At 57.7% G+C, this 16,329-nt stretch carries 16 protein-coding genes and 1 pseudogene; 10 read left to right on the top strand and 7 right to left on the bottom strand.

Annotated elements, in window-relative coordinates; all coding sequences use genetic code 11:
* Window positions 1–4: 4 nt before the first annotated feature.
* Both NHU87_RS04825 and NHU87_RS04820 read right to left on the bottom strand, forming a co-directional pair.
* Complete coding sequence (locus NHU87_RS04825) at window positions 5–1,147, bottom strand: MFS transporter (protein ID WP_253546108.1); 1,143 nt, start codon at window positions 1,145–1,147, stop codon at window positions 5–7.
* A gap of 191 nt (window positions 1,148–1,338) precedes the next feature.
* A complete protein-coding gene (locus NHU87_RS04820; protein WP_253546105.1) occupies window positions 1,339–2,832 on the bottom strand; it encodes an aldehyde dehydrogenase in 1,494 nt (497 codons plus the stop codon).
* Between the two features lie 226 nt (window positions 2,833–3,058).
* On the opposite strand from NHU87_RS04820, the gene NHU87_RS04815 reads away from it, so the two are divergent.
* A complete protein-coding gene (locus NHU87_RS04815) occupies window positions 3,059–3,421 on the top strand; it encodes a cupin domain-containing protein (RefSeq protein WP_253546102.1) in 363 nt (120 codons plus the stop codon).
* Between the two features lie 189 nt (window positions 3,422–3,610).
* Here NHU87_RS04815 and rpmG read toward each other — a convergent pair whose 3' ends face one another.
* Window positions 3,611–3,766, bottom strand: a complete 156-nt coding sequence (gene rpmG, locus NHU87_RS04810) for a 50S ribosomal protein L33 (RefSeq protein ID WP_007894709.1) — start codon at window positions 3,764–3,766, stop codon at window positions 3,611–3,613.
* A gap of 11 nt (window positions 3,767–3,777) precedes the next feature.
* A complete protein-coding gene (gene rpmB / locus NHU87_RS04805; protein ID WP_007894701.1) occupies window positions 3,778–4,011 on the bottom strand; it encodes a 50S ribosomal protein L28 in 234 nt (77 codons plus the stop codon).
* A gap of 444 nt (window positions 4,012–4,455) precedes the next feature.
* On the opposite strand from rpmB, the gene NHU87_RS04800 reads away from it, so the two are divergent.
* Window positions 4,456–6,045 carry an ABC transporter substrate-binding protein gene (locus NHU87_RS04800; protein ID WP_253546099.1) on the top strand — a complete coding sequence of 530 codons (1,590 nt, stop codon included), beginning with the start codon at window positions 4,456–4,458 and terminating at the stop codon, window positions 6,043–6,045.
* A 134-nt stretch (window positions 6,046–6,179) separates the two neighbouring features.
* Here NHU87_RS04800 and radC read toward each other — a convergent pair whose 3' ends face one another.
* Window positions 6,180–6,854, bottom strand: a complete 675-nt coding sequence (radC, locus tag NHU87_RS04795) for a RadC family protein (protein ID WP_253546096.1) — start codon at window positions 6,852–6,854, stop codon at window positions 6,180–6,182.
* Between the two features lie 135 nt (window positions 6,855–6,989).
* On the opposite strand from radC, the gene coaBC reads away from it, so the two are divergent.
* The 7 genes and pseudogenes from coaBC (at window position 6,990) to NHU87_RS04755 (ending at window position 14,216) form a co-directional block, all read left to right on the top strand.
* The gene (gene coaBC / locus NHU87_RS04790; protein WP_253546637.1) at window positions 6,990–8,198 is read left to right on the top strand and encodes a bifunctional phosphopantothenoylcysteine decarboxylase/phosphopantothenate--cysteine ligase CoaBC; all 1,209 of its coding nucleotides are present in this window, start codon (window positions 6,990–6,992) and stop codon (window positions 8,196–8,198) included.
* A gap of 5 nt (window positions 8,199–8,203) precedes the next feature.
* A complete protein-coding gene (gene dut, locus NHU87_RS04785) occupies window positions 8,204–8,659 on the top strand; it encodes a dUTP diphosphatase (RefSeq protein WP_253546093.1) in 456 nt (151 codons plus the stop codon).
* Window positions 8,660–9,001: 342 nt separating this feature from the next.
* Window positions 9,002–10,378 (top strand): annotated as a pseudogene (locus NHU87_RS04780) (phosphomannomutase/phosphoglucomutase); the annotation flags it as partial.
* A gap of 17 nt (window positions 10,379–10,395) precedes the next feature.
* Window positions 10,396–11,301: an acetylglutamate kinase gene (gene argB / locus NHU87_RS04775; protein ID WP_008007602.1), complete on the top strand. Its 906-nt coding sequence runs from the start codon at window positions 10,396–10,398 to the stop codon at window positions 11,299–11,301.
* A gap of 200 nt (window positions 11,302–11,501) precedes the next feature.
* Window positions 11,502–11,759 (top strand): zinc ribbon-containing protein, encoded by a 258-nt coding sequence (locus NHU87_RS04770; RefSeq protein WP_253546090.1) that lies wholly within the window; start codon window positions 11,502–11,504, stop codon window positions 11,757–11,759.
* A 543-nt stretch (window positions 11,760–12,302) separates the two neighbouring features.
* Window positions 12,303–13,361 carry a type IV toxin-antitoxin system AbiEi family antitoxin gene (locus NHU87_RS04760; RefSeq protein WP_253546087.1) on the top strand — a complete coding sequence of 353 codons (1,059 nt, stop codon included), beginning with the start codon at window positions 12,303–12,305 and terminating at the stop codon, window positions 13,359–13,361.
* A gap of 111 nt (window positions 13,362–13,472) precedes the next feature.
* Complete coding sequence (locus tag NHU87_RS04755) at window positions 13,473–14,216, top strand: hypothetical protein (RefSeq protein ID WP_253546084.1); 744 nt, start codon at window positions 13,473–13,475, stop codon at window positions 14,214–14,216.
* Between the two features lie 50 nt (window positions 14,217–14,266).
* Here the strand turns inward: NHU87_RS04755 and pyrE are convergent, their stop codons facing one another.
* Complete coding sequence (gene pyrE, locus NHU87_RS04750) at window positions 14,267–14,911, bottom strand: orotate phosphoribosyltransferase (RefSeq protein ID WP_007894680.1); 645 nt, start codon at window positions 14,909–14,911, stop codon at window positions 14,267–14,269.
* 82 nt (window positions 14,912–14,993) lie between these two features.
* Here pyrE and NHU87_RS04745 point away from each other — a divergent pair, with 82 nt between their 5' ends.
* Window positions 14,994–15,773, top strand: coding sequence for an exodeoxyribonuclease III (locus tag NHU87_RS04745; protein WP_007934608.1), 780 nt, complete (start codon window positions 14,994–14,996; stop codon window positions 15,771–15,773).
* A 176-nt stretch (window positions 15,774–15,949) separates the two neighbouring features.
* Here the strand turns inward: NHU87_RS04745 and NHU87_RS04740 are convergent, their stop codons facing one another.
* Window positions 15,950–16,318 carry a DUF4870 domain-containing protein gene (locus NHU87_RS04740; RefSeq protein ID WP_217856866.1) on the bottom strand — a complete coding sequence of 123 codons (369 nt, stop codon included), beginning with the start codon at window positions 16,316–16,318 and terminating at the stop codon, window positions 15,950–15,952.
* Window positions 16,319–16,329 lie beyond the last annotated feature (11 nt).

Genomic DNA, 16,329 nt, shown 5'->3' with positions numbered 1-16,329 from the left:
CTATTTATGCCGGCTGCACCGCCCCAAACGCCCCTTGCCTCGACACCAGAATCACCAGCCCCAACGCGCCCGCCGCCATTAGCAACGGCAAGGCATGTCCGCTGATCCACTGGCTGCCGGCACCGGCTGCCAATGGCCCGATCAGGCAACCAATGCCCCACAACTGCGCAATATGGGCATTGGCGCGCACCAAGGCATCGTCGCGATAACGCTCGCCAATGAGGATCAGCGACAAGGTGAACAAACCGCCGGCACTGGCACCAAACAATACCCACAGCGGCCAGATCAGCAATGTATCGATCAGCAACGGAATCGCCAGGCTCGACAGCAACAAAAGCACCGCGCAGCTAGTGAATAACGTACGCCGCGACACACGATCGGCCAGCGCGCCTATCGGCAATTGCAGCAAGGCATCACCCACCACCACCGTGCTGACCATCGCCAACGCGATTTCCGTCGTGAAGCCCTGACGCAGACAATAGATCGGCAATAAGGTCAGGATCATCGCTTCGAACGCGGCGAACAGCGACACCGCCCAGGCAATTGCCGGCAGGCCGCGGCAAAAGGTCAGCAAGTCGCTGAGGGTCACGCTGCAAGCTTCGCTGGTAGGTGCGCCGCTGCGACCCAACAGCAGGAACGGTGAAATCAGCAGCAAACCGACGCCGACCCAGAAGCCATAATCGTGCTCGGTGCCCAGGAACCCAAGCAACAATGGCCCGGCCAGCTGACTCAACGCGTAACTGCTGCCATACAGCGCCACCAATCGGCCGCGCCATTGCTCGACCACCAATTGGTTGATCCAGCTTTCGCCGAGGATGAAGACGAGGGTCAGGATCACCCCGATCATCAACCGCAGCAGCAGCCAGACCGGGTAGCTTGGCCACACGGCAAGCAAACCGATGGATATCGCACCCGCCCACAAACACAGGCGCATCAGATTGGCCGTGCCAAGACGAGCCGCGAGATGGCTGGAAATCTTCGCCCCCAGCAGTACGCCAATGGCCGGCATCGCCGCCATCACGCCGATCGCAAACGAGCCGTAACCCCAGCCTTCAAGACGCAGCGATACCAGCGGCATGCTGACACCCAGGGCCAGGCCGACACTCAAGACAGATGCCAAAACGGCGAAATACGTCGCCCAACGCATGTTCCACGCTCCTGTGGATTGTTATTTTTTCGGATCACACAAAACAATGTGGGAGCGAGCTTGCTCGCGATAGCGGCGCAACATTCAACATTGATGTCGACTGTTACACCGTTATCGCGAGCAAGCTCGCTCCCACAGGGATCTGCGTCGTTCGGGAGGTCTGTTACTGCAACAGACCTCTCTTTAACAACTTACAACTTGATCCAGGTCGCCTTCAGCTCGGTGTACTTGTCGAACGCATGCAGCGACTTGTCGCGACCGTTGCCGGACTGTTTGAAGCCGCCGAACGGCGCGGTCATGTCGCCGCCGTCGTACTGATTGACCCACACGCTACCGGCGCGCAAAGCCTTGGCGGTCAGGTGAGCCTTCGAGATATCGGCAGTCCAGACTGCAGCGGCCAAACCGTAAGGCGTGTCGTTGGCGATCTGGATGGCTTCTTCAGCGCTGTCGAACGTGATGACCGACAACACCGGACCGAAAATTTCTTCCTGAGCAATTTTCATCGCGTTGCTCACGCCATCGAAAATCGTCGGCTCGACGTAAGTGCCACCGGTTTCCTGAAGAATGCGCTTGCCGCCAGCCACCAGTTTGGCGCCATCGGTGTGACCGGATTCGATGTAAGACAGCACAGTGTTCATCTGCTGGGTATCCACCAGTGCGCCGACATTGGTCGCCGGGTCCAGCGGGTTGCCCGGCTTCCAGGTTTTCAGGGCTTCGATCACCAGCGGCAGGAATTTGTCCTTGATCGAACGTTCCACCAGCAGGCGCGAACCGGCGGTGCAGACTTCGCCCTGGTTGAAGGCGATGGCACCGGCAGCGGCTTCGGCGGCGGCTTGCAGGTCCGGCGCATCGGCGAACACGATGTTCGGGCTCTTGCCGCCGGCTTCGAGCCAGACGCGTTTCATGTTCGATTCGCCGGAGTAGATCAGCAGTTGCTTGGCGATCTTGGTTGAACCGGTGAACACCAGGGTGTCGACGTCGTTGTGCAGGGCCAAGGCCTTGCCGACGGTGTGACCGTAACCCGGCAGCACATTCAGCACACCTTTCGGGATGCCGGCTTCAACCGCCAGCGCCGCAATACGAATGGCAGTCAGCGGCGATTTTTCGGAAGGCTTGAGGATCACCGAGTTACCCGTGGATAGCGCCGGGCCGAGTTTCCAGCAGGCCATCATCAACGGGAAGTTCCACGGCACGATCGCACCGACCACGCCGACCGGCTCGCGAGTCACCAAACCCAGTTGATCGTGCGGGGTAGCAGCGACTTCGTCGTAGATCTTGTCGATGGCTTCACCGCTCCAGCTCAGGGCTTGCGCCGCGCCGGGAACGTCGATGTACAGGGAATCGCTGATCGGCTTGCCCATGTCCAGGGTTTCGAGCAGGGCCAGCTCTTCAGCGTGCTGTTTCAGCAGGCCGGCAAAACGAATCATGGTGGCTTTGCGTTTGGCCGGCGCCAGGCGCGACCAGGCGCCGGAATTGAAAGTGGCGCGGGCGTTGTCCACCGCGCGCTGGGCGTCGGCGGTGTCACAGCTGGCAATCTTGCCCAGCAGACGACCATCGACCGGGCTGATGCACTCGAAGGTCTCGCCAGAGACAGCATCGGTGTATTCACCATTGATGTAGGCGCGGCCTTCGATCTTCAGATCGCGAGCCCGTTGTTCCCAGTCGGCACGAGTCAGGGTGGTCATTCGAGTGTCCTCCTCTTATTGAATACGAGTGCCCCGCGTTCTATGCGGGTGCTGTCAGGAATCCTGCCCGGCCAGCCTGCTTTTCGGCTCAAGGCAACCGTTACCCTAAACCAGCGGCCGGGGTTGTATCAATATATTTGACACAAGGTCAGTAAACGGCCTTGCAGTGTTCATTTTAATAAACATAGACTTTCAACTTTCCAGCGCAATCACGGGGAATAGCAGCATGAGCATTCAGGATATCGTCGATTTCAGCCAGGCCAACACCCAGCCCGACCGTTATCGGCCCGACCCGACAAAAGTCCTCAAGGGTGACCCCGAGCAAGCGGTGTACAACCACTACAATAGCCCGTGCGGCCAGATGAGTGCAGGGGTCTGGGAAGGCGAGGTCGGCCAGTGGCTAGTGAACTACACCGAGCACGAATACTGCGAAATCGTTCAGGGGGTTTCAGTGCTGCGCGATGGTGATGGCAATGCCAAGACACTGCGCGTGGGCGATCGCTTCGTGATTCCGGCGGGCTTCAAAGGCACCTGGGAAGTGCTGGAGCCGTGCCGCAAGATCTATGTGGTGTTTGAACAGAAGGTTTGAGGATTTGTGTTGTCTGGCTGGGCCTCATCGCGGGCAAGCCCGCTCCCACAAGGATCTGTGTCAATCACAAAACCTGTGGGAGCGTGGCTTGCCCGCGATGAGGCCCAGCCAGACAACACAAAATCCACAGGCAACAAAAAAGGCCCGTATCTCGCGATACGGGCCTTTTTCGTAAGAGGGAAAAATCAATTACTTGATTTTGCCTTCTTTGTAGATCACGTGCTTGCGAACAACCGGATCAAATTTCTTGATCTCGATTTTGTCCGGCGTAGTGCGCTTGTTCTTGTCGGTAGTGTAGAAGTGACCAGTACCGGCGCTCGAAATCAAACGAATCAATTCACGCATGATTAGCTCCCTTAGATCTTGCCAGCTTTGCGGATTTCGGCCAGCACGACAGTAATGCCACGCTTGTCGATGATACGCATGCCTTTGGCAGATACGCGCAGACGCACGAAACGTTTCTCTTCTTCAACCCAGAAGCGGTGATGCTGCAGGTTCGGCAGGAAACGACGACGGGTTTTGTTGTTTGCGTGGGAAATGTTATTCCCAGTCACCGGACCCTTACCGGTAACTTGACATACTCTCGACATGCCTCAGCCCTCTAAAACCACATGCCCAACCCGGCATGGGTTGGCCGCTTAATCTCTCAGTCATTTGGCGCCAGGCGCCGCGTTTCTTTAGAGGTCTTACCGGCTACACCTACAGTGAAGGAACCGGGCCCCTAGAAAAGAGCGCTGCTTTATACCAGAAAGACCAGAGAGCAACAACAATCGGTGTGCATTGAATCAACAAAAACCCCACTTTTCGGGCTCAGAGCGCCTTGGACAAAGGCTGTCGTCGATGGCGACCGCTCGTCGCAGAAAATCAGCCAGAAGGCCAATCAGGGTTTTCCTCGGTCAGCACTCACCGAAAACAACGCACATAGTCCCCTTAAAATGAAAAAGGGGATAGTCATTTGCAAAAGAGCCCACTAGGGTAAGCCTTTTCCAGACTGCACTTGCAGATGGGCCTTCGATCTGTAAAGGAATCCGACCATGCGCCTCGCTGCCCTACCGCTGCTGCTCGCCCCGCTTCTACTGAGCCCTTTGGCCCATGCCGCCGCCCTGAGCGTCTGCACCGAAGCCAGCCCGGAAGGGTTCGATGTGGTGCAATACAACTCGCTGACCACCACCAACGCCTCGGCCGACGTGCTGATGAATAGTCTGGTGGACTTCGACACGGCCAGCGGCAAAGTGATTCCCAGCCTGGCGGACAGCTGGGAAGTCACGCCCGACGGCCTGACCTACGTCTTCAAGTTGCACCCGCAGGTGAAATTTCACCGTACCGAATACTTCAGCCCGACGCGTGACCTGACCGCCGAAGATGTGAAGTTCAGCTTCGACCGCATGCTCGACCCGGCGAACCCATGGCATAAAATTGCCCAGAGCGGCTTCCCGCATGCCCAGTCGATGCAGTTACCCGCGCTGATCAAGAAGATCGACGCATTGGACCCGCTTACCATCCGCTTCACCCTCGATCATCCGGACTCGACTTTCCTGCCCACCCTGAGCATGGGTTTCGCCTCGATCTATTCAGCCGAGTACGCGGACAAACTGCTGAAGGCCGGCACCCCGGAGAAACTCAACAGCCAGCCGATCGGCAGCGGCCCGTTCATCTTCACGCGCTTCCAGAAAGACGCCTCGATTCGCTACAAGGCCAACCCGGATTATTTCCGTGGCAAGCCGTCGGTAGACCCGCTGATCTTCGCCATCACGCCGGACGCCAACGTGCGCTTGCAGAAATTGCGCCGCAACGAGTGCCAGATCGCCCTGTCGCCCAAACCGCTGGACGTACAGGCCGCGAAGCAGGAGCCGACTTTGAAGGTGGAAAAAACTGACGCCTTCATGACCGCATTCGTTGGCATCAACAGCCAGCATCCGCCGCTGGACAAACCCGAAGTACGTCAGGCGATCAACCTCGCCTTCGACAAGGCCAACTACATCAAGGCCGTGTTCGAAGACACCGCTGAACCTGCCAATGGCCCGTATCCGCCTAACACCTGGAGCTACGCCAAAGGCTTGCCGGGTTACCCGCATGACATCGAAAAGGCCAAGGTACTCATGGCCAAGGCCGGGCTCAAGAATGGTTTCCAGACCACCATCTGGACCCGCCCTTCCGGCAGTCTGCTAAACCCAAACCCAAGCCTCGGCGCGCAATTGCTGCAGTCCGACCTGGCGGAAATCGGCATTCAGGCCGAGATTCGCGTGATCGAATGGGGCGAACTGATTCGCCGCGCCAAGGCCGGCGAGCACGATCTGCTGTTCATGGGCTGGGCCGGTGACAACGGCGATCCGGACAACTTCCTCACGCCGCAGTTTTCCTGCGCGGGAGTCAAATCCGGCACCAACTTCGCCCGCTACTGCAACCCGGACCTGGACAAACTGATCAGCGCCGGCAAGACCACCGGCGAGCAAGGCGTGCGCACCAAGCTCTACGAGCAGGCTCAGGCGCAGATTCAACAACAGGCGTTGTGGCTGCCACTGGCTCACCCGACGGCGTTTGCGCTGACACGTAAGGATGTGCAGGGCTATCAGGTCAGCCCGTTCGGTCGTCAGGATTACTCCAAGGTAGTCCTCAAACCATAAGCACCAATACAAAACCTGTGGGAGCGGGCTTGCCCGCGATAGCTGACTTTCAGGCGACAACTATGTTGAATTTGCCGACGTCATCGCGAGCAAGCCCGCTCCCACATGGACTCACTTAGCTCCGTATCCCTCGCTCACATCCACCCATACTCCGCCATGGACAGTGGATCGCCGTCCCCAACGATGAAATGGTCGAGCACCCGCACATCGATCAGGTCCAGGGCCTCTTGCAGGCGCTTGGTCAGCATTCGGTCGGCCTGACTGGGGTCGGGATTGCCCGACGGGTGGTTGTGGCAGAGGATCAGCGCTGCGGCGTTGTGAGCCAGGGCACGCTTGACCACCTGCCGAGGATAGACGCTGGTGGTGTCGATGGAGCCGCGAAACAGCGCCTCAAAGGCCAGCACCCGGTGTTTGGAATCGAGAAACAGGCAACCAAACACCTCGTGGGGCTCATGGCGCAGCATCGACTTGAGGTAGTCACGCACCGCCAATGGATTTTCCAGCACCGACTTGTGACGCAAACGCTCAGCCAAATGCCGCCGCGCCATTTCCAGCACTGCCTGCAACTGGGCGAACTTTGCCGGCCCCAGCCCAAGCTGACCGCTGAAGGTCGGCTGATCGGCCTCCAGCAAGGTGCGCAGACTGCCAAATTGATGCAGCAGGTGTCGCGCCAGATCGACCGCGCTTTTGCCGGATACGCCGGTCCGTAGAAAGATTGCCAGCAGCTCGGCGTCGGAAAGACTCGCCGAACCCTGCTCAAGTAACTTCTCCCGCGGCCGCTCCGCCGCCGGCCAATCGCGAATGCTCATAACACCTCCATGTCTGTGGGCGCCGCTGTTCCATAGCGGACGCTGTGATATCGTAGCCCATCTTTTTTGCTGGCGAATTCATCCCTGGGGAGGGGGTATCGCCAAGCAGTCATCAACGAAATGAAAGGCAGACCTATGCAGCGGCTGTATCGGAAACGCATCGTTCTGGGCGTCGGCGGCGGCATTGCTGCCTACAAGAGCGCCGAGCTGGTTCGCCGTCTGATCGACCAGGGCGCCGAAGTGCGCGTGGTCATGACCCGTGGCGGCAGCGAATTCATTACCCCGTTGACCATGCAGGCGTTGTCCGGGCATCCGGTCCATCTCGATTTGCTGGACCCGGCGGCCGAGGCCGCGATGGGCCACATCGAACTGGCCAAGTGGGCCGACCTGGTGCTGATCGCTCCCGCTACCGCGGACCTGATCGCCCGTCTGGCCCAAGGCATTGCCGACGACCTGCTGACCACGCTGGTGCTGGCCACCGACGCCGTAGTCGCGGTTGCCCCGGCGATGAACCAGGCCATGTGGCGCGACCCGGCGACCCAGGCCAATTTGCAAACCCTCGAAAGCCGCAACCTCAAAGTCTTCGGCCCAGCCTCCGGCAGCCAGGCCTGCGGCGACGTCGGCATGGGCCGCATGCTCGAAGCCAACGACCTCGCGCAGTGCGCGGCAGACTGCTTCCAGCGCCAGGCGCTGACCGGCAAACACGTGCTGATCACCGCCGGCCCGACCCAGGAAAACATCGACCCGGTGCGCTACATCACCAACCACAGCTCCGGGAAAATGGGCTTTGCCCTGGCCGAAGCCGCGGTAGAAGCCGGCGCCCGCGTGACCCTGATCACAGGCCCCGTGCACCTGCCGACCCCGGATCGCGTCACGCGCATCGATGTGGTCAGTGCCCGCGACATGCTCGCCGCCTGCGAAGCGGCGATCCCTTGCGACCTGTTCATCGCCTCTGCTGCGGTCGCGGACTACCGTCCGGAAGTCGTCGCCCCACAGAAACTCAAGAAAGATCCTACGAACGGCGACGGCTTGTTGCTACAGATGGTGCGTAACCCAGACATCCTGGCAACCATCGCCACCCGTCCCGATCGCCCGTTCAGTGTCGGCTTCGCCGCCGAAACCGAACACCTCCTCGATTACGCTGCCCGCAAGTTGAAGGACAAGAACCTCGATCTGATCGTCGCCAACGACGTCGCGAACCCGAGCATTGGCTTCAACAGCGAAGAAAACGCCTGCAGCGTGATCGACCGTGAGCTGCACGCCACACTTTTCGCCCAGACCAGCAAGAGCAAAATCGCTCGCCAGCTGATCACTTTTATCGCCGAACGTCTGAACCAGGTTTAATTTACATGCACGCTTTGCAAGCCAAGATCCTCGACCCACGCATCGGTACCGAATTCCCGTTGCCCCAGTACGCCACGCCTGGCTCCGCCGGCCTCGACCTGCGCGCCATGCTGGAAAAAGACACCGTCATCAAGCCGGGCGAAACTCTGCTGATTCCGACCGGTTTGTCTGTCTACATTGGCGATCCAGGTTTGGCCGCGCTGATTCTGCCGCGCTCAGGCCTGGGCCATAAGCACGGCATCGTGCTGGGCAATCTGGTCGGTTTGATCGACTCCGATTACCAAGGCCCGCTGATGGTGTCGTGCTGGAACCGTGGCCAGACCGATTTCAACATGGTGGTAGGCGAGCGCCTGGCCCAACTGGTGTTGGTACCGGTGGTTCAAGCGCATTTTGAGATGGTCGAAGAGTTCGTCGAAACCCAGCGTGGTACCGGCGGTTTCGGACATTCCGGCACCAAATGACCCGGTAGAAACGCTAAACCCCTGTAGGAGCTGCCGCAGGCTGCGATCTTTTGACTTTAAAGATCAAGATCAAAAGATCGCAGCCTTCGGCAGCGCCTACAGAGGGCAAGGGTTGCTCTCCACAAATTCAAATTGTCATCTGCAAGATTTAGCCCCGAAAATCAAGGCATTGGCTGGTCATTACCTCGCAAACGCAGGTGGCATGGCCTTTACACACCACGAACTCTCGGTGGAAAACGCCGTCATACCCTTCAGTCCGAGCCAGCCGACGAGTTCTTCGCCGGCAGGTCCAGCCACTTTCGAGATGGAGCATTCCTACAGATGAGCACCCCAGCCCAAGTCGCACCCAAGTTCCCCGACAGCATCTTCCGCGCCTACGATATTCGCGGCACCGTCCCGGAATTCTTGAACGCTGAAACCGCTTATTGGCTTGGTCGCGCCATCGGCTCCCAGAGCCTGGCCCAGAACGAACCCAATGTGTCCGTCGGCCGCGACGGTCGCCTGTCCGGCCCGGAACTGGTGGAACAACTGATCCAGGGCCTGGCCGACAGCGGCTGCCACGTCAGCGACGTCGGCCTGGTGCCAACCCCTGCGCTGTACTACGCCGCCAACGTACTGGCCGGCAAATCCGGGGTCATGCTCACCGGCAGCCACAACCCGTCGAATTACAACGGCTTCAAGATCGTCATTGCTGGCGACACGCTGGCCAACGAACAGATCCAGGCCCTGCACGAACGCCTCAAGACCAACAACCTGAGCAGCGGCAAGGGCAGCATCACCAAGGTCGAGATCCTCGACCGCTACAACACCGAAATCGTCCAGGACATTAAACTCGCACGCCGCCTGAAAGTGGTGGTCGATTGCGGTAACGGCGCGGCCGGCGTGATCGCCCCGCAGCTGATCGAAGCCCTGAACTGCGAAGTCATCCCGCTGTTCTGCGAAGTCGATGGCAATTTCCCGAACCACCATCCGGACCCGGGCAAGCCTGAAAACCTCGTGGACCTGATCGCCAAGGTCAAGGAAACCAACGCCGACCTGGGCCTGGCTTTCGACGGCGACGGCGACCGTGTAGGCGTCGTTACCAATACCGGCAGCATCGTCTACCCGGACCGCCTGCTGATGCTGTTCGCCCGCGACGTCGTGGCACGCAATCCGGATGCGGAGATCATCTTCGACGTCAAATGCACCCGCCGCCTGACACCATTGATCAAGGAATACGGCGGTCGCCCGCTAATGTGGAAGACTGGTCACTCGTTGATCAAAAAGAAAATGAAACAAACCGGCGCCCTATTGGCCGGTGAAATGAGCGGGCATATTTTCTTCAAGGAACGCTGGTTCGGTTTCGACGATGGTATTTACAGCGCCGCGCGGCTGCTGGAGATCCTCAGCAAGGAAAAATCCACCGCGGAAGAGCTGTTCGCGACCTTCCCGAACGATATTTCTACGCCAGAGATCAATATCCATGTGACCGAAGAGAGCAAATTCAGCATCATTGATGCATTGCACGATGCGCAATGGGGTGAAGGCGCCGACCTGACCACCATTGACGGCGTGCGAGTCGACTATGCCAAAGGCTGGGGCCTGGTTCGCGCCTCCAACACCACACCGGTGCTGGTGCTGCGCTTCGAGGCCGATGACGAGGCTGAATTGCAGCGCATCAAGGATGTGTTCCACGTCCAGCTGAAACGCGTTGCACCTGATCTCCAACTACCGTTTTGATTCACCCGGAGCCCTGAATGACCCTCGAACGCGAAGCCGCCGCCAACACCGCCAAGGTCCTGTCCGAAGCGCTGCCTTACATTCGCCGCTATGTCGGCAAGACGCTGGTGATCAAATACGGCGGCAACGCGATGGAAAGCGAGGAGCTGAAAACCGGCTTCGCCCGCGATATCGTGCTGATGAAAGCCGTCGGCATCAACCCGGTGGTGGTTCACGGTGGCGGCCCGCAAATCGGCGACCTGCTCAAGCGCCTGTCGATCGAGAGCCACTTCATCGATGGCATGCGCGTGACTGACGCGCAGACCATGGACGTGGTGGAAATGGTCCTCGGCGGCCAGGTCAACAAGGACATCGTCAACCTGATCAACCGTCATGGCGGCAGCGCCATCGGCCTGACCGGTAAAGATGCTGAACTGATTCGCGCGAAAAAGCTCACTGTTACCCGTCAGACGCCGGAAATGACCCAGCCGGAAATCATTGATATTGGCCAAGTGGGCGAAGTGGTCGGCATCAACACCGACCTGCTGAACCTGCTGGTCAAAGGCGATTTCATTCCGGTGATCGCGCCAATCGGCGTCGGCGCCAACGGCGAGTCGTACAACATCAATGCCGATCTGGTGGCCGGCAAAGTAGCCGAGGCACTGAAAGCCGAGAAGCTGATGCTGCTGACCAACATTGCCGGCCTGATGGACAAGTCGGGAACGGTTCTGACCGGCCTGACGACTCAACAGGTCGACGACCTGATCGCCGACGGCACTATCTACGGCGGCATGCTGCCGAAGATTCGTTGCGCGCTGGAAGCGGTACAAGGCGGTGTGGGCAGCTCATTGATCATCGATGGTCGGGTGCCGAACGCGATTCTGCTGGAAATCTTCACCGATACCGGTGTGGGCACCTTGATCAGCAATCGCAAGCGCCACTGATTCAAACCTTAAAAAATCGCAGCCTTCGACAGCGCCTACGACAGCGGATTTTCGGATGTACGAAAACCCTGTAGGAACCGACGAAGTCTGCGATCTTTTTTATGCGCGCAGGAAACGCCTGACCTGATTGGGCGAAACGTCCGACATCGCGAAGGAAGCAATCTGCATAGGATCTTCCCTGTCTTCACAGGAGATTTACCATGCAAAAAGATTACGCTCCCTATGGCAGCGATGTTTCCCCTGGCACCTATGCCTGCGTCGATTGCGGTCACGAATACTCGAATCAAGCCAAGACCTCGATGCCACCGTGCCCGCAAATCCGGAAAACCCCCCATACCCGTCATGCCTGGAAAATTCTGACCGGTCAGGGCGATGCCGCTATTGATCCGTACCCGGAGAAAGCCAATAAACCCGTCGGGATCAAAAAGGCCACATTCGGTAGCACCAGCAAAGAATAATCCTGGAGGACTGAGCCATGCAGATCTTCGTTCATGATCGACGCCCCAGGACGCTTGGTTTGAATGCCGTTCAGTGACATCGTCGCGGTCAGCGGTTCGCTGCTGACACTGACCACTTTCATGTTCAAGATGGATGAAAAACAGTCAGGCCCGCAAGCGAGAAAACGCAGCCGAGGAAAGGTATTTGATGCTTAACTCGGGTGCGCCCTGCCCCTGACAAGCGCCTTCATGGCACTTGTTACGTCAACCTACCGGCCGCCGTTAGCATCATTCGTGGCAGCAGGTGGACCTTTAATACTTCGACGTGGATCGCTCCCTTTACGTGAGGTCGTCTAGGTGATGTTGGTATTTGCGCTGATCAATAGATGGCTCGCTGTGCGGCTCATCGACAAATGGCGGAAGCTGGGTTAGCAGTACGCGCGTTTTCACATTTCAGTATTTACTCGATTTCAACAGTCGTTGAAATTATCGTATTGGGTGAAAATTCTCGACAATTTTCACCCAAATGGCTATTTTCAGCATTCGTTGAAAAGGGTCAAATCAATGAAAGAGCTCGAAATACATTCAAGAGAAGCGCTGCACAACCTCCTGAGCAAGGTACCGATCCTCGAGATTAAAAGCCTGAAATCTGCCCCGCTTTCAAAAGCCTGGACTCCCGACTTCATTGTCGAGATAAACACATCAGGGAAATCGCACTCTCTGGCCTGCGAGGTGAAAGCAAGTGGCCAGCCCAGATTCATAAACGCAGCCATACTTCAGCTTCGCGACTATGTGAACGAGCGAGGCATAGGTGTTACACCTATCGTGATCGCACCTTATCTTTCGCCCGTTGCCAGACAAGCGTGTCGGGAAAAAGGTGTCGGATATCTGGATCTGGAGGGTAATTCCTGGGTTTCGTTCGATGGTGTATTCATTGACCATCAAGTGACTGACAAGCCGCCCTCGGAGAACAGGGAACTGAAGTCTCTCTTCAAACCAAAGTCAGCTCAAATCATTCGTATGATGCTTCGGGAACCGGACCGTGCCTGGCGGGTGATGGAACTCTCCAAAGCTGCCGGAGCGAGTCTGGGTCAAGTCAGTAATGTCCGCACAGCGTTGCTGAATCGAGAATGGGCACGAGCAACAAGTGAGGGCGTATGTCTATCCGACCCTCAATCCCTTTTGGATGCATGGGTCGAAACGTATGAGCTTCCATCAGGGGACCGTAAAAAGTTCTATACCCCCCTACACGGCAGCGCATTGGAAAATGCGGCACGGAACGCTATCGGCGAAAGGAGCAACGGACACGCGCTTTTTTCCTCATTTTCTGCCGCCCAATGGCTCGCTCCCTATGCTCGAGTCAGCACGAACTACTTCTATACGGATATTGAAGGTCTGGAAAAATTGGTCAACGCATTACAGTTAGTTCCCGCATCAAAGGGAGAAAACGTAGTGATCACTTTACCCAAGGACGAAGGACTTCTATTGGACACCGTTGAAGCCGCTCCGGGCGCCATATGCACCAGTCCAGTCCAGACCTATCTGGACCTGTCGGTTACAGGAGAGCGCGGAAAGGAAGCCGCCGAGTATCTACGACAGGAAAAATTGACATGGCCCCGCTAGTCCTCAAGAGCCTCAATCTGCTTCGGATTATGACGACAGAACGACAATTGCAGTGAAGGCGGTATTAGTCGAAATGGGTCAAATTCTTGGTTCCTTCAAGGCAAGTTTGCAGTGATCGGTGGAGCGGTACCGTGGCTTCTGCTTGCGAATGACGATATGCAACATGTTGGTACCCTTGATGTCGATTTGAGCCTGGACGCAGAGGCCCTCGGTGATGGTGAGTACGCGACATTGATCGAAGCACTGATGGGTAATGGGTACGAGCAAAGAGGGGAACTTCGGCGATTCCAACTCGTTCGCCAGGTTCCCGTGAAGGATGGTGGAGCTGCCATAGATGTGATCGTGGACTTCTTAATGCCGCGAGACGCCGAAATCATCCAAAATAAGCCGCCCATCCTCAATGACTTTGCAGTTCAACGCGCTGATGGCGCCGACTTGGCTACGCGTTTTTATCAGATGGTTGCAATTGAGGGCCCCATGCCTACGGGCGGCACTAATCGTGTCGAGGTCGCTGTGTGCTCGATCCCCGCACTGCTTGCGATGAAGGGATACGCCCTGAACGGAAGGCATAAACAGAAGGATGCGTACGACATCTACTATTGCGTTCGTAATTATCCTGGAGGTATAGAAGCGCTCGCAGATGAGTGTCGGCCAGTACTTGAAATGGGTAGTGGCGAACAGGGTTTTCAGTTCATCTGCGAAAAGTTTGATATCGCCGAGGGCTACGGCCCGACCTCAGTAAGACGTTTCGTCGAAGACAGCCAAATCCTTGGGGATCGCACACCGGATCAATGGCAACAGGACGCCTTCGGGCAAATTGATGCCTTGTTGCGCGCCTTGCACCTACGGGAGTAACAGCTTCCCGGACATACAAAGTAAGGCCCTGTTCTCACAGGGCCTTTTCTTTAGACGCCGAACTGAGCGCGGTAGGCTTCAACTGCCGGCAAATGCTGCTTGAGTTGCGGATCGTCCGCCAGGAACTCCAGCACCTGATTCAGCGAAACAATGCTGATCACCGGGATGCCGAAGTCACGCTCCACTTCCTGGATGGCCGACAATTCGCCGTTGCCGCGTTCCTGACGGTTCAGGGCGATCAATACGCCCGCGGCTTTGGCTCCGTCCTGGGAAGCGATGATCTGCATCACTTCACGGATGGCGGTGCCTGCGGTGATCACGTCGTCGATGATCAGCACGTCGCCGGTCAATGGTGCGCCGACCAGGCTACCGCCTTCGCCGTGGGCCTTGGCTTCCTTGCGGTTGAAGCACCATGGCAGATCACGGCCATGATGTTCGGCCAGCGCCACGGCGGTAGTCGCCGCCAACGGGATGCCTTTATAGGCTGGGCCGAACAGCACGTCGAACGAAATACCGCTCTCGACGATGGCTGCCGCATAGAAACGACCCAGCTGCGCCAGGGCAGAACCGGAGTTGAACAGGCCGGCATTGAAGAAGTAAGGACTGGTGCGTCCGGACTTCAGGGTGAACTCACCGAAGCGCAAAACGCCACGATCAATGGCAAAACGAATGAAGTCGCGCTGATACGCTTGCATGAAAAAAACCCCAAATACCACGGATTTAGCTAATTAGGTAGACGCCGTGTATCATACCCGCACGCGATTTTTGGGGCCACTTATGCGGATCATCAGTGTGAACGTCAATGGGATTCAGGCTGCAGTCGAGCGTGGTTTGCTCAGTTGGCTGCAAGCACAGAATGCCGACGTCATCTGCCTGCAGGACACCCGTGCCTCCGCCTTTGAACTGGACGATCCAGCCTTCCAACTGGATGGCTACTTCCTTTATGCCTGCGAAGCTGAAGTTCCCGCCCAAGGTGGCGTGGCTTTGTACTCGCGGTTGCAACCGAAGGCAGTCATCAGCGGTCTCGGCTTCGAGACGGCCGACCGCTACGGGCGTTACCTGCAAGCCGATTTCGACAAGGTCAGCATCGCGACCTTGCTGCTCCCTTCGGGGCAGAACGGCGATGAAGATTTGAACCAGAAGTTCAAGCTAATGGACGACTTCGCCCGTTATCTGGATAAACAGCGACGCAAACGTCGCGAGTACATTTATTGTGGCTCGCTGTACGTGGCGCAACAGAAGCTGGATATCAAGAACTGGCGCGACAGCCAGCAATCCCCGGGCTTCCTGGCACCTGAGCGTGCCTGGATGGACGAGATTGTCGGCAACATGGGCTATGTCGATGCCCTGCGCGAAGTCAGCCGTGAAGGCGACCAGTACAGCTGGTGGCCGGACAACGAACAGGCGGAGATGCTCAACCTGGGCTGGCGGTTCGACTACCAGTTGCTGACCCCAGGCCTGCGCCGCTTCGTACGCAGCGCACGCCTGCCACGTCAGCCACGGTTCTCGCAGCATGCACCGCTGATCGTGGACTATGACTGGACGCTGACGATCTAAGCGTGTTTTTGCAGACGCAAAAAAGCCGACATCGCTGTCGGCTTTTTTGTGGGCAATGATTTGCATTCTGTGGGAGCGGGCTTGCCCGCGAAAGCGGTGTATCAGTCGATACTAATGTCGCCTGACACGACGCCTTCGCGAGCAAGCCCGCTCCCACAAGGGTTCTGTGCTACGCCTTACTTCACCAGTCGCCAGGTAAACGGATACCGGTAAGGGAACCCTTCATTGGCCTTCACGCCGGCAATGATGGTCAACACCAGCGCACCGATCGCGACCAGACCAAACAGGAAGAACCCGATGATCACCACCATCAGCAGGAAGCAGATGGCGGAGGCAATGGCGACGGTGATCTGAAAGTTCAGCGCTTCCTTGCCTTGTGCATCGATGAACGGGTCTGACTCGCGCTTCATCTGCCAGAGAATCAGTGGCCCGATCAGCGTGCCGAACGGCAGCCAGATCCCCAGCAAGGCAGACAGGTGACAAAACATCGCCCACTGACGAACCTCTCGGCTCGGTGTGGGTAGCGGCAGTTGTTCGTCACTCATGGCGTCCTCCT

The organism is Pseudomonas mandelii (assembly GCF_024138395.1).
GTDB classification, from domain to species: Bacteria; Pseudomonadota; Gammaproteobacteria; order Pseudomonadales; family Pseudomonadaceae; genus Aquipseudomonas; species Aquipseudomonas mandelii_E.
This window is presented reverse-complemented; position numbering and strand designations above follow the sequence as displayed.